Genomic DNA, 23,139 nt, shown 5'->3' with positions numbered 1-23,139 from the left:
TATGCACCGCACTCCAAAACGTGGACAAATTCAAGCCAAACTTAGCTCAATGCCTCCTCAACGTTCTCAAGCAAGAGTTTACTTAAATGCTTACAAAATGATGTTGGAAAAAGAGCGTTTAGAGCAGGAACTAAAGAAACTCGAAGCACGCCAATCTCAGATTCAGCAGCGTCTTGCTATTTTAAATGGTCAAATCATTGCTGAAGAGGACATTACCCATCAGCAAGCAAATACTGATTTGGAGGACAATAAACCAAAATTCAACACCATAACATTGGAATACTAAGTAATTCTTCACAAGAAAATCTGTTAGCAGGGTACAGCATTCACGAATTCGGCAAGCGCTGAAGAGATTACACCGAACAAAGTTTGATAGCGGTCATTGTCCAAACCATGACTGAAGATTAGCTGCATCTCTTGTTGAGTAAGAACCTTAGCACGTCCATGCCGATTGATTTTCATTGCTAGACTTTAGACTTAGACCCTGTAACCCATAGCCTACAACGATTTGACCTTGATTAATCAGAATGCTTGAGGAACTAAAAACTACGTTAAGCACTTAGTAAAAGACCATCATAGAAACACACCCTCGTGTTACGATGATTCGTCGTTTTAAAAATATAAAAATATACTCAGCGTGCAAAGAGACCCGGATGAGATTAGGGCAGATTTAAATAAACTAATTGAAGAAAGTCAATCTATTTTCCCCAAACTAGCTTCTAGGTTGGATGAGGTAAGACGCTGGATAGCAAATAAAAAGTCTGGACTTCTAAAAAGAAAACCTCATGTTTTGCAGTTCCTTTAATTAATATAGACAAGTAAAGTGTAATGTCTACTCAAAAAGGTCTTGAAAAACAAAGGGTTGACAGAGCTAGAGATGCTCTTCAACGAGCTAGGGCTTTGAGACACTCTAGAAGAGTCCACGGCGTGGATGGAATTCGCCAATTTGTTAAAGATGTAGATGGAGACTGGCTAGACAACTGGACGGATACAACCATTACACAAAATGACTATCCTAAGAGAACAGTTCTTGTTCTAAAATTCAGCCGCTACGTTTCTACACTTCCTTTTCTATTTGTCCTACCATTAGGTCAAAAGCGGAAAGCTTGCCCAAAATCTAAGGTGAGGTCAAGGTTTCGAGATGATAAAGTTCTGCGCTAACAAATTTAGGTAATAGCAGAAAATAAATCAAGTTGTCTTTATCTAGAGCGGTAAAACTTGCTAGAGTAGATTTTTAATGATTGAAACAGGCGTAAATAGGTAAACCAAAATTTTCAATAATAACGAATTTACTAGGTTTAAGTTTTTGCTCTAGCTAGTTTTGCCACGCTAGGTCTTTATAGCTCATGTGTAAGTAACTTACAAAATTGAATAACCATTAAAAAGAGAGGGTATTACCTCTCTTTTTGATTTATTTATATTTAATTTTACACTGCTAGCCTTTTATTAAGTGCTTGCTTAGTCCACTGGCTACCGCATGATGTGGTATAGCCTTGAGCATAACTTGTCCAGGCTGCTCGCAGGCAGTATATTTTGGCGGTTCTATTTATAGCCGGCTTTTAGAGAATTGGTATTACTCTTGTGTCCGATCGCGTTCCTGCTGTTCTGCTTCCAGAATCGCTAATAAAAGAGCTTCTTCCTGAATTTCAAACTCTTCTTCAGAAAGTTCTCCCATATCAAAAGCAAGTTGGAGTGTAAGAAGCTGCTTGCTGAGATTTTCTTTATCATCAATTTCAGTATTGGCCTGTTCTAAAATTTTTTCCCCAAGCCACGTTACTCCCATTAATGGGCCAGTAATCGGTAATAGTAAGAAGCGCAGAACCATATTAATTTACACTTATGTAGATTTGTTAAGGCTGTCTCACAAGACCGTAATCTTGCTGATGACATTATATAAAACATTACTTAGTCTTATGTTGATGCCAAAATGCGTTGGATTTGAGTCCAGTTAAGGCTTCTTGACATCTGTATTTTATATTCCCGATGTGCAAAAAATTACTTTTACATAAAATTATTACTTACGAGGTACTTAGAGCTTGACAACAGTATTAAATGCATCTCCCCAGCGATTTGTCAATACACCTGCTGTTCAACGGGTCGCTCAACGCGCTTTGCGCTATCTACAGTCAGGTTTTTCAATACACTTACGTGGTGCAGCCGGAGTCGGAAAAACTACTCTGGCAATGCATCTAGCTGATTTGCTCAACCAGCCTATCATCCTCTTATTTGGAGATGATGAGTTTAAAACCTCAGACTTAATTGGTAATCAATTAGGTTATACCCGCAAAAAGGTTGTTGATAATTTCATCCACAGCGTTGTGAAAGTTGAGGATGAACTTCGACAACACTGGGTTGATGCACGATTAACCCTAGCTTGTAAAGAAGGATTTACGCTGGTTTACGACGAATTCAATCGATCGCAGCCGGAGGTAAATAACGTTTTACTCTCCGTACTTGAGGAGAGGTTGTTAGTATTACCAACAAACCAACATCGAGCCGAGTATATCCGGGTTCATCCTCAGTTTCGGGCAATCTTAACATCAAATCCTCAAGAGTATTGTGGAGTTCATGCAACTCAGGATGCTTTGATGGATCGTGTTATTACCATTGATATGCCTCCACCTGATGAACTAACTCAGCAGGAAATTGTAGTTCATAAAACAGGCATAGATTCCGAGAAAGCAGAAGTAATTGTTCGTGTAGTACGGATGTTTTGGAGTCGATCTGGCTCTGGACAGGGCGGTGGATTGCGTTCCTGTCTGATGATTGCCAAAATCTGCAACGAACACGAAATTTCTGTAAACCCTGGAGATCCTAACTTCCAAGATATTTGTGCCGATATCCTGCTTTCTCGCACGAATCAACCTCTCATGGAAGCAACTCGGTTACTGGAAGAGGTTTTAAGTGAATTGTGTCATAGTACAAATACTCAATCTCAGCCGTCAGAGATAATACCAAACAACCAAGATCAGATTGTATTGGAACAACGAGTACCTTACGAGCATGAAGTCTACAACTACCTGTGTAATTCTCCAGGAAGGCGTTTCTCTGAATTGGCAGTAGAACTAGGGATCGATCGCAGTCAAATTGTGGCTGTACTCAAGTCTCTCAGGGAGCAGGGAGTATTAGTACAAATGCAGGGCAATGCCGAGCCAGCGAACATCTCACAGACAGTTGCTTTTGATTCTGGTCATTTAATAAAAAAATGAGTACTAATACTAACCGAGGAGTGATCACCACATCAACTCAAGGTTCTACCTTGGCAGATATTCTAGAACGGGTTCTGGATAAAGGCATTGTTATCGCAGGAGATATTTCTATTTCCGTAGGCTCTACAGAACTGCTCAACATTCGGATTCGTTTGTTGATTTCTTCTGTTGATAAAGCCAAAGAGATTGGAATTAACTGGTGGGAGAGTGATCCCTATCTTAATAGTCAAACTCGCACCTTATTAGCAACTAATCAACAACTTCAAGAGCGTCTTGCTAGTCTAGAAACAGAACTGCAATCGCTCAAAGCACTCAATCCTATTAATCATCAGAATGCAGGCGATTAGTAAATCAAAAGGTTCCGATTCTGGTTTAGCACCATTGTTACTGACGGTTGTTGAACTGATACGCCAACTCATGGAAGCTCAGGTGATTCGGCGAATGGATGCTGGTACCCTCAACGACTCTGAGCTAGAACGAGCTGCCGAAAGCCTTCAACAGCTTGAACAACAGGTTGTTCAGCTTTGCGAGATATTTGATATTGACCCAGCCGAGCTAAATATTAACTTGGGTGAAATGGGAAATTTACTTCCCCAATCTGGAGGATATTACCCCGGTGAAACCTCTAGTCAACCCTCTATTTTAGAACTCCTCGATCGCCTATTAAATACGGGTGTTGTGGTTGAAGGTGACTTGGACTTAGGACTGGCTCAGTTAAGCTTAGTTCATGCCAAATTAAGACTAGTACTCACCTCTAAACCCCTGTAACTTTTTTATCTACATTCTTCTTGGTAAGACATTTTTATGAGTTATGGCTTTTACATTTATGGAATTTTGACCTTGCCTGCTCCACAAAATTTCAATTTAGAGGGCTTAGATCGGCAACCTGTACAAATTAAAATTTTGGATGATTTTGCAGTCATATACTCGGAAGCACAGCAAGAACGTTATTTGGCCAGCCGTCGTAACCTGCTAAGTCATGAAAAAGTCCTTGAGGAGATCATGCAAGGAGGCGATCGCTATTTACTGCCAGTGCAATTTGGACTTTTGGTTTCAAGCTGGGAAACGGTTTCACAGCAATTAATTCGTCCTCATCAAGAAGAATTGACGCAATTGCTTGCAAAGTTATCGGGTTGCCGAGAAGTTAGTGTCAAAGTTTTTTGGGATACCGAGGCAGAAATTCAAGGATTATTGGCAGAACACCCAAATCTGAAAACCGAAAGGGATAAACTAGTCGGTCAACCCCTGAGTATGGAGCGGGTAATCCAAATAGGGCAAGCCATCGAACAGGGAATGAGCGATCGCAAGCAAGGCATCATAGATATATTTCAAAGCACGCTCAACTCCATTGCGATCGAAGTAGTAGAAAATACTCCCCAAATGGACACAATGATTTACAATTCAGCCTACCTAATTCCTTGGGAAGCGGAATCACAATTTAGCGAACACGTTGAAGCACTCGATCGTCAATTTGAAGACCGTTTGCGAATTCGTTACAACAATTTCACTGCCCCGTATAACTTTGCTCGTCTTCGATTAACCACTTCCAATTGATTAATTCCTCTCGCTGTTGAATACCAATAAAAATTGAGAATGAAAAATTATTGAAACTTTTAATCTTTTGGGAAAAGACTTACGCAATAACTCTCTAAAACTTTTATTTCTCTGCGTCCTTGGCGACCTTGGCGGTTCGTTTTTTTATTATTTTGCGTAAGTCCTATGAAAATAAAATTTTTATCTGCCTTTTATTTAACTAAAATCAATGGACGACATATTTAAAGGATTTGAACACCTATTAGAAATTGCCAAAGCTTTAGAAGAAAAAGCAGAAAAAGGCGAGTTAAAAACTTCTATTCAAATTCGCTCTCATAATCTCAGTAGTATTCCCCGGCAAGGTAATATTCCCAGAACAAATAATTCCAGCCGAGTCAGATCCAATTCCACCGTTGGCACTACACCAATGGATGATACTGATGTCACTCCCCCATCAGATAAGACGAACTCAAAAACTTCTTGGCAAGATGTCGGCGGCTTGGCTGATGTTCTCCAAGAAATCAGAGAGTTAGTTGAAATTCCACTTAAGCGTCCAGATTTATTGGTGAAATTAGGGTTAGAGCCTCCGAGTGGGGTTTTGCTAGTTGGCCCGCCCGGTACTGGAAAAACTTTAACAGCCCGCGTTTTGGCAGAAGAGTTAGAGTTAAACTACATTGCCATCAATGGCCCAGAGGTGATGAGCAAGTATTACGGCGAAGCAGAAGCTCGTTTGCGAAGTATTTTTGAGAAAGCAACTCGTTCTGCTCCCTGCTTGATATTTATTGATGAAATTGACAGCCTTGCTCCAGATCGCAGCCAAGTTGAAGGTGAAGTTGAAAAAAGACTAGTGGCGCAGTTGCTTGGGTTAATGGATGGGTTTGCCAAAACCGAAGGCGTAATTCTATTAGCGGCAACAAATCGTCCCGATTATCTCGATCCGGCGCTTCGTCGTCCGGGACGCTTCGATCGCGAAGTTCAGTTTCGGGTTCCCGATCGCAATGGACGATTGGAAATTCTGACGATTCTGACAAGTGCCATGCCCTTGGAGACTTCAATTAATTTAGGAGCGATCGCCGATTTGGCTCTTGGTTTTGTTGGTGCCGATATCAAAGCTCTTTGTCAAAAAGCAGCCTATATCGCCCTTCGTCGTCAAGTCCCCTCGCTCAACAGTCCCGTTCCTGAGAACATGATTATCATGCAGCAGGATTTTCTCGAAGCAATTAAGGAGATAAAACCCTCAGTTCTCAGGGATGTAGCAGTTGAAGTACCTAGTGTAAGTTGGGATGATATTGGTGGTTTGGATGATGTGAAACAAAAACTTCAAGAATCTGTTGAAGGCGCACTCCTTTATCCCGAACTATACGAGCAAACCAAAGCCAAGCCTCCCCGTGGGATTCTGTTGTGGGGGCCACCTGGAACGGGAAAAACATTACTGGCAAAAGCGATCGCTTCCCAGGCTAGAGCCAACTTTATTGCTGTGAATGGCCCGGAATTACTCAGCCGATGGGTAGGAGCAGCAGAACAGGCAGTCCGAGAACTCTTTCGCAAAGCTCGGCAAGCAGCTCCTTGCGTTGTGTTTATAGATGAAATTGATACCCTAGCACCAGCACGGGGACGATTCACTGGTGATTCTGGAGTTAGCGATCGCGTTGTCGGTCAACTGCTCACCGAACTGGATGGGTTGCATGAATGCCCGAAAGTACTTTTAGTAGGAGCAACCAATCGTCCAGAAACACTTGATCCTGCCTTGCTCAGAGCCGGAAGATTGGACTTACAAATCAAAATCGCTCTACCAGATCGAGCCAGCCGATTAGCGATTTTACAAGTTCACAATCTAGATCGTCCCTTGGTTTGTGTCGATTTAGAAACTTGGGCGACAGTTACCGAGGGGTGGAATGGAGCAGACTTGGCTTTGTTGAGCAATCAAGCTGCTTTAAGCGCCATTCGTCGATACCGCGCCCAGGGATTGACTGACTCCAGCTTGATTCAGATTACAAATGATGATTTCCAAGTTACATACCAAATGCTTGCTAATCAGCATCAATCTGAATAGTGATTCATCGCATTGAAGGCTTATAGATCCCCGACTTCTTTAAGAAGTCGGGGATCTGAACATCCCCAATCCATCGATACGATAGACCAATAGTCTGTTAATTAATATCCTTAATTTATGTCAATATACGCTTATGCTCTTCTAGCCGCCACCACATCACCACTTGTTCTACCCTTTGGGATGGAAAGGAATATTGAACTAGTTTACTCTTCTGGTTTAGGTGCGATCGTAGAGCCGGAAATCTCAATGGAGGGAATACAGGCAACGGATGAGCGTTTACTTCAAGCTGTATTAAACCACGATCGCGTGATTCGAGAACTTTTTCAACAAATTCCCCTTCTTCCCCTACGCTTTGGGAGGGGTTTTACCTCTGTAGAAAAACTGCTGAATCATCTAGAACAGCACCAAGAGCAATATCTAGAAGCCCTAACTCAGCTAGCAGACAAAGTTGAGTACACTGTAAAAATTATACCCTGCTCTTTAATTGACGATTCTGACAATATTGATGCTAAGGGAAAAGCCTATTTATTAGCTAAAAAACAACGCTACCAAACACAGCAAGCATTTCAAGCACAACAATGCGAACAGTTGGAACTCTTGAACCAGTTAATTCTCAAAACATATACAAATGTTATCTGTGAAACTCGACAGTCAGATGTGCGGCAAATCCACTTTTTGGCACAGCGTAACGATTCAACGGTCAGTACGCAGCAGTTTTCCCTCTGGCAGGTACAATGCTCGCACTGGCAATTGGCACTCAGCGAACCTCTGCCACCCTATCATTTTCTAAAAAATACTTTCATATAAATTCATAAAAAATAATATTTATAACTTTCCCAGAAAAAATAAAGACGATCTAATTTTTTCTTTAATTTTTTTATTTTCTTATATTTATCTTATATTTTTGGGAACACTAAACCCAGGAAGAATAAAACACATTGTGTAAGTTTTACCTACTGCTCAATCAGAGCAGGATGAAATCAATAATTAGAGTGAGAGCAAAATAAAATGGCTGTTGAAAAAGTTAACTCATCTTCAAGTCTAGCTGAAGTTATTGACCGCATTTTGGACAAAGGAATTGTAGTTGATGCTTGGGTACGTGTTTCTTTAGTTGGTATTGAACTGCTATCAATAGAAGCTCGGATTGTTATTGCTTCAGTTGAAACTTACTTAAGATATGCCGAAGCAGTTGGTTTAACATCTCAGGCTGCTGTTCCATCTGCTGCTTAACACCACATTAGAAAAAGGGAGTCTTTACGGCTCCTATTTAATATTTCTAGTTAACAAAATAGGAGATTTCAGCTGATGGCTCTCAAGAATTTATGGGAACAAGAGCGATCGCAGCGATTGCAAATAACTGCTGAACGCCGTCAACAAGTCAACCAATGGAAACAGCTAACTCAACAAGAATTGCAGCTGCAAGCAGATTTGCTTCATCAAGAATTAAGCAGTTTTGTTACTAGCCTTGACAAAAACAGAAAGTTACAACAGCAGCAATTTCAGCAAGAGATTCTAGAGCGGCAATTGGAAATATTGCAAATAAAAACAGATGTCTCGCAACGCCAGCAAGAATACCGCCAACAGCGTTCAGCAAAGGCTCAGGCATTATTCCAAAACTTGCAAAATTTCCGGTCAATCTTACATAACAGTGTTTGGGGCGATTACAGTCCCGAACAACCAGTTCCCCCGACTCCTGCTAAAGAAGAGAAATCAGTTGTAACAGTTCCAAAATGGTCAATCTCCCGTTCTGCAATTAAAGCCACTGGTTTTCGTCCTTCCGCCAACACGATGACTAAGAAAGTGCCTGCCTTGAATGCAGATACTGCTAAATCTAAAGTGCAGCAATACATTCAGCAAGCTGAAGGAGCTACTCTGATAGAAATTGAAGAGGTGATAGGCTTAAGCCGGGTACAAACGATAGATATTCTGCGCTCCTTGATCAAGCAAGGGCTACTAGAACAACGCGATCGCCAATACTTTATTCGGTAACAAGCAATTTCTAGACAAACTTAATTCAAGCTCATTTATTGTATTTGCAGACTAGGAGAATGCGATCGCTTGTGTCTGTCGCCTTAAGCAGCAGAGTACAAAATCGATAAGCATTAAAGCTAGGATAGCTCAATCAAGGTTTTGAACTGTGCTATTGGCAATCGCGCGATGAAGTTAGTAAGCTGGATTGTTTGAGCAATTTTAATGTAAATGCAAAACTCTAGATATATAAGGAGGTGCGATCCATTGTGAATCAATTGATCAACCAACTTCAAACTAAATTATTTACAGGCAGGCTGAATCTTGAAGCAAGAGATGGGCCGACTTGGACGCTATATTTTCGTTTAGGAAGATTAATTTGGCAGGCTGGCGGTTCTAATGCCGATGAGCGATGGCGACGACACTTGTTGCGGTACTGTTCTAATGTGGATGTGACACAGTTGGAGCAGCTTGTTTCTGCCCAAGAAAATTATCGCGAGTATTCCATTCTTGCTAAGTTGCGAGAACAAAAATTAATCGAACAACAACAACTTGTGAGCCTGATTGCAAGCTCAATAGCTGAAGTCCTGTTTGATATAATGCAGTACGTTGAAGCCAAAAGAAATGGTGACAATCCAGCAGGGCAGTTGTCACATACTACCGTTGTTGGTGAAGTTCCTGGGGTTCTCCTAGCTGTAATACCAACAGAGGAAGTTTTGAAACGGGCTACACAAGCCTGGCAAGAATGGGGAGATGCAGGACTGGCAAGCTACTCGCCCAATTTATTTCCGATAATTCAACAAATTGAGCTACTCCAAGGACAAGCATCCTCTAAACAGATTATTGCTCTAGTTGATGGAACAAAAACTTTACGAGGTCTAGGGCAAAAAAGCGGTCGGGATGTTTTAGCTTTGACTCGGTTATTGATGCCATTGGTAAAAACAGGAGCGATCGCTTTTTCACCTACCCCAAGGCTCAGGCAGATTGGTATTAGTCAGGAAACTGGCAACCCATTCAGTGCAGTTAATCATTCCAATTCTTCACTAAAGACAGAAGAGGACACTATTTTACAAGTTGCGCCCAATTTTAATAAAGTTGCTCCACCAGTGACTGACAAAGAAATTGTCAGTCCATCCAGTGCAGTTAATAACTCTAATTATTTACTGAAGACAGAACAGAAGACTATTTTACAAGTTGCCCCCCCAGCGACTAGTAAAGCAATTATTGATGTCTCAAGACCTTTAGTAGCCTGTGTGGATGATAGTCCGATGATCTGTCGCAGTTTGGAGGAAATTCTTACCCATCAAGGTTATCGCTTTGTGGGTATTCAAGAGTCCTTGACGGCAGTTTTAAACTTAATTAAAAGCAAGCCTGACTTTATTTTTTTGGATCTGTTAATGCCAAAAGTAAATGGCTATGAAATTTGTTCTCAAATCCGTAAAACTCCAAGTCTTAAAGATGTGCCGGTTGTCATCTTAACGGGGAAAGATGGAATAGTAGATCGGATGCGAGCAAAATTAGTAGGAGCAACTGATTTTTTGGGTAAACCCGTAGAATCAGAGAAAGTACTGAATATGCTTCACAAGTATTTAACCGTTTAGGTTGAAGCGGTAGTCATGCCAATGTCTCCCCTATATACATTTTCAAAACAGATTTTGCATTGGAAATTGCTTTCTATATCTCGGTTGGTGTTAATTTATTTGTCACCATTATTTTTCAAATTCTGGATTAAATAGTTAGGAAAAAATGAAAAAAGTTCTTTTAGTTGAAGATAGCCTTACAGAATCCGAAAAGATGACACGTTACCTAGAGCAAGGAGGATATTCAGTTTATGAAGTTCGCAGTGGTGAAGAGGCTCAACTCAGGTTGAAACAACAAAAACCTGACTTGATATTACTGGATTTGATTTTGCCAGGTCAAAGTGGATTTGAGTTCTGCCGCAAGTTGAAAGCCGATCCGACAACAAAAGCAATCCCGGTAGTGATTTGCTCAACTAAAAACACAGATGTTGATAGAACTTGGGGCAATATGAGTGGTGCCGATGGCTATTTAGTTAAACCTGTAGATGAAAATACCTTGCTCCAGACTGTTAATAAATTTATTCGCTAAAGGAAACTAGGGCAATGGTACAGGGCAATGATAGCTTTAGAGAGCTACCCATAAATAGCCAATTTCGACTTGAAAACTCTCCTCAAGGAAACAACCAGAGGTTTTTAAGATTTCCGTTGAATGGAAAGGTAAATGGGTTACTCCCATTAGCTGATTTGCGAGGAGTAATTCAAGTTGCGCTGACCGAGATTTTGCCAGTACCGCAGGTAGCAGAATTCTTGTTAGGCATAATGAATTGGCGTGGAGAAGCGATCTGGATTCTTGATTTAGCAGGTTTGTTGGGAGCAACACACTGGTGTCGGCGAGAAAGTGTGCGTAACTCTGGCATGGCGATGCTTGTTCAAGTCCAGAATCAAACCGTCGGGCTGTTGGTAGAGCAAGTCAATACCATTGAAGTTCATGATCCCCAAGAGCGGTTAGCGATTTCGACATCGATGTTACCTGCCCAACTAGGCTCGTTCTTGCAGGGTTACTTTGTGGATTCTCAAGGTAGCCCTTTGATGTTACTTGACACCCATGTTGTGATTCAAGCCCTTCAGCCTCTTTAACACTAGACCTGCCTTGAAAATAGTTTTGCACTCTTGGGGGAAAGGGTAAAGGTAAAAGGGCAAGGGTTTTTTCTTATCCCTTTACCCTTACCCTTTTCCCGACTTCTGCAAGAAATTTACTCTGCATTCTACTTATTAACTCCGACAACCTTCATAGCAAGAAAGATTATGGTAACGCAACAAAATCTTACACCCAGCCAACCTCGTTCAAATTCCACCAACGGTTATAAGGAAACCGATAACGGGCATACCGTTGATGTACCAGCAAAACAGCAAATCACCTCCGCTCTAGAAGAATTGCGAACTGAACTGGATCAAGCTGATTGGGTGGAAACAGGGCCATTGCGAGAGAGAATCCGCAAGTTAAAAGAACTGCTAAGTGTGTTGCCATATCAAGACGGAGGAGATGGATTAGAGGTAGAGCAAGTACAGGCGATCGCTAGCAAAATCCGCCAATTTTCCGATCTAGATACCTTGCTCGCTACTGCTGTGATAGAGGTACAAAGCGCACTGCAAGCCGATCGCGTGGTGCTGTATAAGTTTACAAATCCGACGCTGGGAATAGTTGCTGCGGAGGCGATGAGGGATGGGTTTACCCCAATGCTGAAGGAAAAACTACCCGCCATCACTTTTGGGTTAGGTTCTGCCAAGCTTTACCAACAAGAAAAATTAGTCGCGATCGCGGATACCTACACTGCTGGCTTGTCCCCTTACCAAAAGCAGCTCGTGGATCGGTTTCAGGTAAGAGCTTGTGTGAGTTTGCCGATCTTAGTAAAAGATGAGATTTGGGGTTTGTTGGTAGTGCAGCAATGCACTGCTGCTCGCCAGTGGCAAAATGCTGAAATTCGGTTACTAAAATTAATTGAGCAGGAATTAGAAGCGCAACTGCAAGTTGCCGTGATTCAGGCTACGTTGCAACAAGAAGTAGAAAAAGACCAAATCCTTGTCGGTGTAGCGAATAAAATTCTCCAGTCCAAAGATTTGGATACCATCTTTCGCGTTGCCACACAAGAAGTGCGACAGTCATTAAAATGCGATCGCGTCGCAATTTATCGTTTCCAGCCAGATTGGAGTGGGGAATTTGTCGCTGAATCTGCTGGATCTGAGTGGGTTTCTCTATTAGAAGAACAGCGAAACAACCCGGCAATTGTCAATAACGTTAACTATTGCAGTGTTAGGAACTTTGCAGACGAAGGAGGATTGGCTGGCACAACAGGGCGATCGCACAATGTAGATAGCTACATTCAGCACACCCAAGGCAAAAATTTCCATCGCGGACAGATTTATCGAGTCATTAATGATATCTACAGTGCTGGTTTTTCTGACTGCTATATCAAGATTTTAGAAACCTATCAAGCCAAAGGATACATTATTGTTGCCATCTTCCAGGGAGAAAAGTTGTGGGGCTTGCTCGCTGCCTATCAAAATTCTCAGGCTCGTCAGTGGAAAGATAGTGAAGTTCGACTAATGGTGCAGGTTGCATCTCTGTCTAGTATTGCTATTCAACAGGTGCAATATCAGCAACAACTTTATAATCGCTCTGAGGAGTCAGCCAAACTTGTTGAACGAGAACGTACTGTTTTCGGCATCATTGAAAAGATTGGGCAAGCAACGGATCTTCGCACCCTTTTCCGCATTACAACTCAAGAGTTGCGGCGATTTTTAAAATGCGATCGCGTTGTCGTTTATCAATTTCATCCAGACTGGAGTGGAGAAGTGATCGCTGAATCTGTGGCTGCTGGTTGGTCGTCACTGGTGGAGATGCAGGAACAAGACGGCATTCTTAAAACAGGTCTGATATCTTCAGAACGTTGCCATGTTAAGGATTATGGCTCCCCTGTTAAACCCGATGCCGATACCTATCTCAAGGAAACGCAAGGTGGAATGTACGCCAAAGGAACGCGCTTTCGTAAAGTCAACGATATTTCTGCTGCTGGTTTTTCACCTTGCTATTTAGAAGCATTAGAGAAGTTCCAAGCTAAAGCATACATTATCGTTCCCATCTTCCGCGCTGGTAATCTTTGGGGTTTGTTAGCAGCCTATCAGAATTCTGATGTTCGGAAATGGACTGAGGAAGAGACCGGTGCTTTGTTGCAGATCAGCGAACCATTGAGCATTGCCCTCCAGCAAGCTGAATATATCGAACAGCTACGATTAAAAAATATCGAAATGACACAAGTAGCTGAAGTAGAAAACGCCATTGCGCGAATGGCGGATAGAATGCGTAATTCCCAACAGCCAGAAACGATTTACCGCACTACCTTGGCAGAATTGCGGCAGTTGTTCAAATGCGATCGCCTAGCAATATATCGCTTCAACTCTGACTGGAGCGGTGAATTTATTGCTGAATCTGTAGGAAGTGACTGGGTGCCTTTGGTTGGTTCCGATATCAAGACCGTATGGGAAGACGAACACCTACAGCAAACCGAAGGCGGGCGCTATCGCAACAATGAAACTTTTGCCGTCAATAATATTTATACTGTTGGCCATGCCCAGTGCCACATCGACCTGTTAGAGCAGTTCCAGGCTAAAGCCTACACCATCGCCCCTATTTTTGCTGGAAACAAACTTTGGGGTTTATTAGGAGCTTACCAAAATAGCGGCCCGCGCCAGTGGAATTCCGAAGAGGTGCGATTGCTGACCAAATTGGGCATTCAGTTGGGGTTAAGTGTGCAGCAAGCCGAGTACATCGGAGAACTGAAAACGAAGAATGCAGAATTGGCGCGGGCAGCAGAAGAGGAACAGGTGCTGACAGGGATGGTGGAAAAAATTCGCCAAGCTCAAGAGGCAGATACAATTTTCCTAAATGTGCTGCCAAGTTTACGCAAACAATTACAGTGCGATCGCCTAGCAGTATTTTGCTTTCATCCCGACTGGAGTGTGGAATTTATTGCTGAATCCGTAAAAGATCAATGGCTGTCTTTGGCTAGTTCCGACATCAAAACGATGTGGATGGACGATCACTTACAAGAAACTCAGGGCGGACGCTATCGCAATCATGAAACCTTTGTTGTCAATGATATTTACACTGTCGGTCACGTTCAGTGCTACCTAGAGATATTAGAAAAAATCCAGGCCAAAGCTTACGCGATCGCTCCGATCTTTATTGGAAACAAACTCTGGGGCTTTTTAGGAGCATACCAAAATACTGGCCCTCGCGAGTGGAAATCCAAGGATGTGCAACTGTTGCGAAAAGTAGCAGTGCAAATGGGTATAGGCTTGCAACAGGTTAAGTATATCGAACAGCTCAAGAAGAAGAATGCAGAGTTAGCCAGAGCCGCAGAAGGGCAACGAGCATTGACACGGCTGTCAGAAAAAATTCGCCAAGTTCAAGAGCTAGATACGATTTTCCGCAATGCCCTACCAGAATTGCGATCGCATTTGGAATGCGATCGGCTAGCAGTGTATCGCTTCAATCCAGATTGGGGTGGAGAGTTTATTGCCGAATCCGTAAGTCGGGAATGGGTGGCTTTGGTTGGCCCAGATATCAGGACTGTATGGGAAGACGAACACCTACAACAAACCCAAGGTGGACGCTATCGCAACAACGAGACATTTGTAATCAATGACATTTACACTGCTGGTCATGCCCAATGCCACTTGAAAATTCTAGAGCAATTCCAGATTAGAGCCTATATCATCACCCCAATTATTGCCGGAAACAAGCTCTGGGGTTTGTTAGGAGCTTACCAAAATAGCGGGCCGCGGCAATGGCAAGATAATGAAGTCAACTTGGTAACGAAAATCGGCACGCAGTTTGGAGTTGCCGTTCAGCAATCGCAATACTTACAACAAACCTTAACCAAGAATGAGGAACTGATCAAACTGGCAGAACGGGAAGTAGCAAACGCCCGATTTTCTTATCGCCTGCCAAGTCGGTTAACAGAGATGGCCCAAAGTCATAGTAATGTTCTGGAATTTGTCCAGTTTGCCACCCACGAACTTCGTCAACTGCTCAAAGTAGATCGAGTTGGAGTTTACCGTTTTGAGCCTGATTGGTCTGGAGAATTTGTAGTTGAGTCTGTGACTGGGGATTGGCCTAAGCTTGTGGGCACTAGCCTGGCCAGAGTTAGAGATACCTATCTCCAGTACAACCAAGGAGGGCGTTATGTCCGCAAGGAAAGTTTGCGGGTTGACAATATATATAGTGTCGGTCATGACGAATGTCACATCCAATTGTTAGAGATGTGGGGAACTAAAGCCTACATGATTTCTCCGATTTTTCAAGAAAATCGGCTCTGGGGGTTGATGGGAGTTTATCAAAATAGCGCACCGCGCCAGTGGGAGCAATCCGAGGAGGATGTTCTCAACCAAGCCAGTGTCCAGATTGGTCTTGCCCTCAATCTTGCAGATTACCTAACACAGGTGCGTAGCCAAGAGCAGCAACTAGCAGAAGCAGCAGAGCGCGAACGCACCGCCCGCGAAAAACTCCAACAAGGAGCAATGCGCGTTCTCATGGCTTTGGAACCATCCTTCAGAGGCGATCTCACTGTTCGAGCGCCCCTATCTGAAGATGAAATTGGCACGATCGCCGATGGTTACAATACTACAATCCAAAGTTTGCGAGATTTAGTGCGACAAGTGCAGATTGCTGCTGGCAAGGTGAGTGAAAATTCCAGCAATAACACTACCTCAGTAGTAAAACTATCTGACCAAGCTCAACAGCAGGCAGAACGGCTGGAAAACGCTTTGGAACAATTACAAATGATGGTAACTTCCACCCAGGTAGTCGCTGCTGATGCTCAAAAAGTTGGACAGGCGGTGCAAAGAGCTAATAACACCGTCCAAGCTGGTGATTCCCTGATGGAAAGAACCGTAGATGGCATTTTGGAGATTCGGGAAACCGTGTCGGAAACAGCGAAGAAGATTAAACGCCTCGGTGAAGCTTCTCAGAAAATCTCGAAAGTAGTGAGTCTGATTGAAAATTTTGCCACTCAAACTAATTTGCTGGCTCTCAATGCTGCGATCGAGGCTACCCGTGCTGGAGAGTATGGCAAAGGCTTTGCGGTGGTTGCAGATGAAGTTCGTTCCTTGGCTTATCAGTCCGCTAGTGCCACCACAGAAATTGAGCGACTCGTGCAAGAAATTCAAACTGGCACCAACGAAGTTACTGAAGCAATGGAAGTGGGGATTACCCAAGTTGTCCAAGGCTCGAACTTGATCGATGAGACTCGTCATTCCCTGAGTGCGATCGTGGTAGCTACCAACGAAATTGGTGGACTGGTACAAGGAATTACCCAAGCAGTCTCCCATCAAAGTCAGCAATCTCAGATGTTGACAGAGGCGATGATGGATGTTTCGGCGATCGCCCGCAAGACTTCAGAAAGTGCCATCCACATTTCCGAGTCTTTTGAGGAACTACGGATGACTTCACAACAACTGGAAACCAGCGTTAGCCAGTTCAAAGTTGACTAAGTAGGTCGTGGTGAATATTTATTCTCAGGATAAGGCATGGGGCAGAGGGGCGGAGGGGCGGAGGGGAAAAAATTTGTACAAAAACTCTCCCCTGCTCCCCTGCCTCCCCTGCCCCCCTGCCTGCCTTAACAGATAAATCTCCTTGACACCAAGCGTATTATGAACCCCGATCCCAGTAATCAAGAGCAGGCTTTTCTTGCGGAAGCGGCAGAGTTATTGCAAACCATTGAGCAGAATCTGATCGGTCTACTTGATGAAAAAACAATAGAAAAAGTTCATGCTTTGATGCGAAGCGCCCATACTATCAAAGGAAGTGCTGCCAGTGTTGGGCAAGAAACTATTCAGACAATTGCCCATCATTTGGAAGATGTATTCCAAGCGTTATATGCTCCAGAATTGGAAATCGATCCAGAATTGGGTGCTTTGCTTCTAGATGCTTATGAGTGCCTGCGAACTCCATTGAGTGCTGCTTTAATGGACTTATCCTGCAATGAGGCAGAAATACTTGATCGCACTGCCTCAATTTTCGCCCAACTCCAACACAAACTAGGCGACTTTTTTGGTCGTGAGGCTCCGCTTCCCAGTTCGGAAGAACTTGGCTTTGATGTGGTAGAGTCAATCTTTTCCGGGAGTGTACTCCAGGATTTGCAACAGTTGGAAACTGACATTCAAACCCAAGATCCGCAACAAATTCAAACAACACTCAACTCCCAAGCAGAATTTTTTGTCGAACTAGCAGCATCTTATGGCTTATCTGGATTGGAAGAAATTGCCCAGGCGACCCTAAACGCGCTCAAAGCACATCCAGATAAAGTATTGCAAATCGCTCAGGTGGCTTTAGAAAATTTTAAAGCGGCTCAAGTAGCAGTACTGGCAGGCGATCGCACTCAAGGAGGAGAGATATCTCTACAATTGCGAGAATGGGCAGAAATAACTACTCCTGTCCAAGAACCGCAAGAGCAGCCAGTTGCGATCGCTGCTCAAGCAACACAAACGACTACAACTGAGAATCAGCCATCTCCCCTCCTCAGTGCTAGCGAAGCGGAATCAATTTGGTCGTTTTTCCCGAAGCGGACTGATAACTCGCTACCGAAAACACCGGAGGTACTGGCACCTATTTCTCAGGATTCGGTAGTAGCCCCCTCTGCCATAGAGCGGATTCTACAGTCAATCTGGATCGGAGATCCCCAGACATCCTGCCGATACTCAGACTCAGATCGGCCGGCCTCTCCACCACCACCAAGCCTCCAGGCTCAATCATCGGCATCACTTCCCAGTATCCGAGTCGCGATAGAACAGCTCGATCGCCTCAGCCATACAATTGGGGAATTGCTAATCAGCGAAAACCAACAAAACCTGCAATCTAACCACATCCACAAAGCAGCTCAAGACACTCTACTACAGTTTTTGTACTGTCAACAACAACTTAGTAAAGTTTTTACTTGGTCGGATCGACATCTGCTGCTTCCCGAACGCAAGCAGCGACATATACATGTCTCTCCACGCTCAGTTCCAACTACCGAGGCACAATCCAATTTTGATGCCTTAGAAATGGATAACTATAGCGAGTTGCACATTCTCCTGCAAAATCTTACAGAAGACATGGTGCAATTAGGAGAACGGATTGAGGCTGTTAATGGCTTAGTTCAGCAATCTCGCTTCAGTCTCGGAAAGCGCAAGCAACTGCTTTCAGGAGCGCAGGAAGATTTGCTGCAAGCCAGAATGGTTCCACTGGGAACAGTGTTGAATCGATTACCCCGGCTGTTGCAACAGATGGTAGCAACTTATCATAAGCCTGTTGAACTCAAGCTTGGCGGTACGAAGGTACTGGTGGATAAAGCCATTTCTGAGCAGTTGTACGATCCTTTGCTGCACATGATTCGTAATGCCTTCGATCACGGTATTGAACCGATAGAAACCCGCCGCCAGCAGGGTAAACCAGAAACCGGAACAATTACAATTCAAGCCTATCATCAAGGCAACCGCACTACTATTGAAGTACGCGACGATGGTCGAGGCTTTAACTGGGAATCCATTCGTCAGCGAGGTATAGAAAAACACCTGCTGACTCCCGAACAAGCCGCCTACGCCTCAGAAGACCAACTGGCAGAGTTATTATTTGAACCAGGCTTTTCTACCGCCAAGGAGATTGGTGAGTTATCTGGCCGTGGTATCGGCTTAGATGTCGTTCGCACTCAATTGCAAGCTTTACAAGGTTCGATTGTGGTGCGATCGCTTTCAGGGCAGGGAACCACCTTCATCTTGCAATTGCCTCTGAGCTTGACAACAGCACGCTTGCTCGTTTGTCAATCTCAAGGTATTACTTATGGCTTGTTATCTGAAGGAATTAGCCAGGTTTTATTACCGCAGCCAGACCAGATTCAAGTCCAGCAATCTTTACACGGGCAAGGCAGCCAAAAATTCTGGCAGTGGGGAGAAGGGCAAAATCAGCAATTAGTTCCCATCCGCTCGCTTGCCAATTTGCTGGATTACAAATATCCTTTATTCACCCAAGACCACAATTTAAATCTAAGTCCTTTTCCAGTCAAACAACGGAACACCGTTGAACCTCTGCTGCTGTTGGAAACAGAGCATCAATACCTGTGTTTGCAAGTCGATCAGATTTTAGTCGAGCAGGAATTAGTAATTAAATCCCTCGGCAGAGTCCTGACTTTACCTAGTTACATCCAAGGCTACAGCGTATTGGGAAATGGTAGTCTTACCCTAATTGTTGACCCGGTGGAGTTAGTTCGGCAAACCTGGGAGACTGATCTTATGCCAACTTCCCCGGCATCAAGTCTTGCAACTAAACTATTGCCTGCGCCTGAGCTTGTTCTTGCTCTAGAGGGGCAGCAATCCCAGCTAACGATAACGCAACCGCAGCAACAGCCGATGGAAGTCAATACAGCCGTTGCTCAACCTAACCGACTAATGGTGTTAGTGGTGGAAGATTCGGTTGTACAAAGGCAAAGTTTGGTGCAGACGCTCCAAAAAGCCGATTATCAAGTGTTGCAAGCAGGCGATGGCCGAGAGGCGATCGCACAAATGCTGCAACACGGTGATGTCGATCTAGTGATTTGTGACATTGAAATGCCGCGTATGAATGGATTTGAGTTTTTGGAACACCGTCGCCAAGACGAGCGTTTGTCTGAGATTCCTGTAGTGATGCTGACTACCCGTAGCGGCCAGAAGCACCGCCAATTAGCTTTAGCTCTAGGGGCGAAAGCTTACCTGACCAAACCTTATTCAGAACAGAACTTTCTAGCCACGATCGCTGAACTGGTTCATACCTGAGATAAGGCAGGAAGCAGAGGGGCAGGGGAGCAGAGGAGCAGAGGAGCAGGGGAGCAGGGGAGTAGATGGAGATGGAAAAAGAACCAATTAAAAATCATAAAGACTTGAAAGTTTATCAAATGGCATTCGATGCAGCTATGAAAATCTTTGAATTCTCTAAAAAGTTTCCTGTCGAGGAGCGGTATTCATTAACTTATCAGATTCGTAGATCAGACGCTCGAAGACTCGCTAACGCTTCGCTATCCCGTTCTGTTTGTGCAAATCTAGCTGAAGCTTGGAGAAAACGTCGATATGAAGCAGCTTTTGTGGCTAAACTCAATGACTGTGTTCGCGAAGCGTGTCGTAGACAAGCAGAGGCAGCAGAAACACAAACATGGATTGAATTTGCTGTTAAGTGCAATTATTTGGATGTTGAATTAGGCAGAGAATTATATGGAATCTACAATCGGATCTTAGGTGGTTTGGTAAATATGATTACTGATCCCTCACCTTGGCTAATGAAGCGTTAATATCTTTCTCCCCTGCTCCCCTGCCCCTCTGCCCCCCTGCCTGCTCTCCTGCTCCTCTGCCCCCTAACCACAGTTTTCAACACCTACCGACTTATGCTTAACACTCCCTTTCCGTTTAAGCGATTATCTGGCGTTGTGAGCGAGCGCGACTCATTACGAGTCGTTGTTTTTGCGATCGCAGACTATTTATTTGCCCTGCCAGTTGGTGCAGTTCTCAAGGTGATGGCTTGTCCCCCTATTAGCAGTACGGTTGAAAATGGTATCGGGATGGTTGATTTGGGAGCGCAAACGATCACAATTGTGGACTTGCGCCAGAAGTTCATTCAGCAAGTACCACGACAACAGGCGGATCAAGTTCTCTCTGTGGTTGAGACTTCAGGGCGCTTCTTACTTCTGACTCAAACACGGACTGGAGAAATTTGTGGTATTCCTGTGGACAAGCCCCCTGCCTTAATTGATATTCCTTTGTCAGCTGTGCGTCCGGTGCCTTGGTCTTATCGGCAAGTGGCGGAGTTAAGCTGTGTTAGCCACATGGCTGTTTTGTCTGTAGCACCAAACGAGGAACCACTCAAAGTACTTCTTTTTGGTATGAGCCAGATATTGGCTGATAAGTTGGGGTTGCCCGGAACAACCCCAACCTTGGCTCCTGGGCTGATATCAGGCGAACAACGGCAAAGATTTCTCCGTTTTTCCTTGGGGAATCAAGGAAGTGGATTGCTACCATTTGACTCAATAATGGAAATTTTTCATCTCGCTAGCCAAGAAATTTCCCCAGCCCCGGCCTTACCAAGTTGGATTTTAGGTTTCTATAATTGGCAAGGACAGATGCTGCGGCTGGTTGACTTGGAACATTTGCTTGGTTATGCGCCGCTTTTAAAGCGGCAGTCACCACCAGAAAAGCCAATGGTTCTGGTTCTCGAACTGCAAAATCAGGTAATCGGGTTTTTGGTAGCTCATGTCTACGATGTAGAGTGGCAGGATTTACAGCAAGCACAATCGGCACCAACCGACTTTTCCCCAAACAAACTGCTAAATTTAGTTCGAGGTATTCTGCCAGGCGATCGCTGGATTTTAGACACCAGAGCGATCGCCCAGACATTGCAATGGCAAACCCACTGATTTAACTTGATGCTGCCAAGGAGTTTTCCGTGACGATCGCAACTTTAGACCCTAATTCTGAAACCCAGCCTGTTGAAAATGAAATCCAGATAGAAGAAATTTTGGCTAATGTGGCTGAAATCAAAGCAGTCTTTCAATCTGCTAAGGGGCCAAAGGTCGCTCAATTGCAGCAGAAGGTAAGTCAAATCGAAGCTTTTATCCAAGCTTTGGCTAAGGATTCGCCCAGTGACAATGATGAAAATGTTCGAGGGGCTTTTCAACTCCAGCGAGAACAACTTGCGGCGATTGATCGGCAAATGCAACAAGCAAAAAGTCAAACTGCACTTTTGGAGGTTACAGTCACTGCCCTTCGAGATGTTTTCAATGCCGATCGCGTCCTGATTTATCGTTTTGAGGAAGATAATCGCTCTCGAGCGATCGCTGAAGCTATACAAGCGGGTTGGTCATCCCTGCTCAACCAATCCCTACCGATAAATTTGTTGGTTACTAAACCCGATGTTAGTGACGGACAAAACTCGCAGGGCAACCTCACTGAAATATTAGAATTAACTCCCCGCCAACAGCAATTTTGGCAACGCTTTCAGGTGCAAGCTAGCCTGTGCTTACCCTTGATTGTCAAACAACAGCCTTGGGGTTTGTTAGTTATTCATCATTGCCTCCAACTACGACAATGGCAGGAAGCAGAGCGCAGTTTGCTACAACAAGTAGGAATGATGTTGACAATTAACTTGCGCTGGGCTGAAATAGTAGCTCCACCTGCTCAACATCTGTCATCGCCTCCCCAAAAAGCTGAATCCTGCGATCGCTCTGAATTACTAGTGCCATTTCAGCAAGTGAGCCAGGCTGTACAAGAAGGAGCAAGAATCGCCGAGCTTGCCAACGAGTATTTAATGTCTATTCAAGATACTGTTGCTTTTACTAATAAACAGCTGCAATACCTTGGTGAATTTTGCGAGCAAGCTTCTGGCTTTATTCGCCTTGTGGAAGGCTTGAGTACCAAAATTCAGGTTTTGTCTCTGAATACAGCCATCGAAGCCACAAAAGCTAGCGACCAGGAACGAGGTTTGCTAGCTGCTGCTGAACAGGTAGAAATTCTCGCTCGTCAAGCCCGCGACAGCACCTTAAATATAGAGGAATGGTTCCAAGAACTCCAGGTGGCAGCAGCAGACGTTGCTTCTGCTATCGAACCGTGCGATCGCCAAATCAATGCGGGGCTGGAGTCAATCGCGCAAATCCAGGAGCAATTTAGAGCGATCGCCAACATCGCTGCTTGTACCCTCAAACCAATGTCGAAGCCATAAGACCTCTTGCAAAAAGCACTTTTGCAAGAGGTGGGAAAAGGGTAAAGGTTAAAGGGGAAAGGTAAAATACAGAACCTTTCC

20 protein-coding genes are annotated in these 23,139 nt (G+C 44.0%); 18 read left to right on the top strand and 2 right to left on the bottom strand.

The window, feature by feature from the left end; translation table 11 throughout:
- Position 1 precedes the first annotated feature (1 nt).
- Entirely contained in the window at positions 2–286 is a 285-nt protein-coding gene (locus RMZ43_RS34765; protein ID WP_322651324.1) for a hypothetical protein, read from the top strand.
- 23 nt (positions 287–309) lie between these two features.
- On the opposite strand, the gene RMZ43_RS34760 is transcribed toward RMZ43_RS34765, so the two are convergent.
- Complete coding sequence (locus RMZ43_RS34760) at positions 310–462, bottom strand: hypothetical protein (RefSeq protein ID WP_322651325.1); 153 nt, start codon at positions 460–462, stop codon at positions 310–312.
- Positions 463–828: 366 nt separating this feature from the next.
- On the opposite strand from RMZ43_RS34760, the gene RMZ43_RS34755 reads away from it, so the two are divergent.
- A complete protein-coding gene (locus RMZ43_RS34755; protein WP_322652205.1) occupies positions 829–1,161 on the top strand; it encodes a hypothetical protein in 333 nt (110 codons plus the stop codon).
- A 412-nt stretch (positions 1,162–1,573) separates the two neighbouring features.
- Here the strand turns inward: RMZ43_RS34755 and RMZ43_RS34750 are convergent, their stop codons facing one another.
- On the bottom strand, positions 1,574–1,825 hold the full coding sequence (locus RMZ43_RS34750) for a gas vesicle protein GvpG (RefSeq protein ID WP_322651327.1): 252 nt from the start codon (positions 1,823–1,825) through the stop codon (positions 1,574–1,576).
- A 211-nt stretch (positions 1,826–2,036) separates the two neighbouring features.
- Between RMZ43_RS34750 and gvpN the strand changes: the two genes are divergently transcribed.
- The 16 genes from gvpN (at position 2,037) to RMZ43_RS34670 (ending at position 23,058) form a co-directional block, all read left to right on the top strand.
- Positions 2,037–3,209 (top strand): gas vesicle protein GvpN, encoded by a 1,173-nt coding sequence (gene gvpN, locus RMZ43_RS34745; RefSeq protein ID WP_322651328.1) that lies wholly within the window; start codon positions 2,037–2,039, stop codon positions 3,207–3,209.
- Positions 3,206–3,556, top strand: coding sequence for a gas vesicle protein (locus tag RMZ43_RS34740; RefSeq protein ID WP_322651329.1), 351 nt, complete (start codon positions 3,206–3,208; stop codon positions 3,554–3,556). Before gvpN ends, RMZ43_RS34740 begins: the two co-directional genes overlap by 4 nt.
- A complete protein-coding gene (locus tag RMZ43_RS34735) occupies positions 3,543–3,977 on the top strand; it encodes a gas vesicle protein K (RefSeq protein WP_322651330.1) in 435 nt (144 codons plus the stop codon). Before RMZ43_RS34740 ends, RMZ43_RS34735 begins: the two co-directional genes overlap by 14 nt.
- Before the next feature lie 36 nt (positions 3,978–4,013).
- The gene (locus tag RMZ43_RS34730) at positions 4,014–4,763 is read left to right on the top strand and encodes a GvpL/GvpF family gas vesicle protein (protein WP_322651331.1); all 750 of its coding nucleotides are present in this window, start codon (positions 4,014–4,016) and stop codon (positions 4,761–4,763) included.
- 208 nt (positions 4,764–4,971) lie between these two features.
- On the top strand, positions 4,972–6,795 hold the full coding sequence (locus tag RMZ43_RS34725) for an AAA family ATPase (protein ID WP_322652204.1): 1,824 nt from the start codon (positions 4,972–4,974) through the stop codon (positions 6,793–6,795).
- Between the two features lie 117 nt (positions 6,796–6,912).
- Complete coding sequence (locus tag RMZ43_RS34720; protein ID WP_322652203.1) at positions 6,913–7,602, top strand: GvpL/GvpF family gas vesicle protein; 690 nt, start codon at positions 6,913–6,915, stop codon at positions 7,600–7,602.
- Positions 7,603–7,803: 201 nt separating this feature from the next.
- Positions 7,804–8,025, top strand: a complete 222-nt coding sequence (gvpA, locus tag RMZ43_RS34715; RefSeq protein WP_163931998.1) for a gas vesicle structural protein GvpA — start codon at positions 7,804–7,806, stop codon at positions 8,023–8,025.
- Positions 8,026–8,100: 75 nt separating this feature from the next.
- Complete coding sequence (locus RMZ43_RS34710; protein WP_322652202.1) at positions 8,101–8,784, top strand: gas vesicle protein GvpC; 684 nt, start codon at positions 8,101–8,103, stop codon at positions 8,782–8,784.
- Positions 8,785–9,032: 248 nt separating this feature from the next.
- Entirely contained in the window at positions 9,033–10,364 is a 1,332-nt protein-coding gene (locus RMZ43_RS34705; protein WP_322652201.1) for a response regulator, read from the top strand.
- Positions 10,365–10,509: 145 nt separating this feature from the next.
- The gene (locus RMZ43_RS34700) at positions 10,510–10,872 is read left to right on the top strand and encodes a response regulator transcription factor (protein ID WP_322651336.1); all 363 of its coding nucleotides are present in this window, start codon (positions 10,510–10,512) and stop codon (positions 10,870–10,872) included.
- A gap of 14 nt (positions 10,873–10,886) precedes the next feature.
- Positions 10,887–11,420, top strand: a complete 534-nt coding sequence (locus RMZ43_RS34695; RefSeq protein WP_322651337.1) for a chemotaxis protein CheW — start codon at positions 10,887–10,889, stop codon at positions 11,418–11,420.
- Between the two features lie 168 nt (positions 11,421–11,588).
- Positions 11,589–16,835 (top strand): GAF domain-containing protein, encoded by a 5,247-nt coding sequence (locus RMZ43_RS34690; protein WP_322652200.1) that lies wholly within the window; start codon positions 11,589–11,591, stop codon positions 16,833–16,835.
- Positions 16,836–16,994: 159 nt separating this feature from the next.
- A complete protein-coding gene (locus tag RMZ43_RS34685) occupies positions 16,995–20,129 on the top strand; it encodes a hybrid sensor histidine kinase/response regulator (RefSeq protein ID WP_322652199.1) in 3,135 nt (1,044 codons plus the stop codon).
- Between the two features lie 71 nt (positions 20,130–20,200).
- Positions 20,201–20,638, top strand: coding sequence for a four helix bundle protein (locus RMZ43_RS34680; RefSeq protein WP_322652198.1), 438 nt, complete (start codon positions 20,201–20,203; stop codon positions 20,636–20,638).
- A 93-nt stretch (positions 20,639–20,731) separates the two neighbouring features.
- On the top strand, positions 20,732–21,757 hold the full coding sequence (locus RMZ43_RS34675) for a chemotaxis protein CheW (RefSeq protein WP_322651341.1): 1,026 nt from the start codon (positions 20,732–20,734) through the stop codon (positions 21,755–21,757).
- A gap of 29 nt (positions 21,758–21,786) precedes the next feature.
- Positions 21,787–23,058 carry a GAF domain-containing protein gene (locus RMZ43_RS34670; protein ID WP_322652197.1) on the top strand — a complete coding sequence of 424 codons (1,272 nt, stop codon included), beginning with the start codon at positions 21,787–21,789 and terminating at the stop codon, positions 23,056–23,058.
- The last annotated feature ends 81 nt before the right edge of the window (positions 23,059–23,139 follow it).

This window comes from Nostoc sp. CmiVER01, from assembly GCF_034531135.2.
Classification (GTDB): domain Bacteria; phylum Cyanobacteriota; class Cyanobacteriia; order Cyanobacteriales; family Nostocaceae; genus Nostoc.
This window is presented reverse-complemented; position numbering and strand designations above follow the sequence as displayed.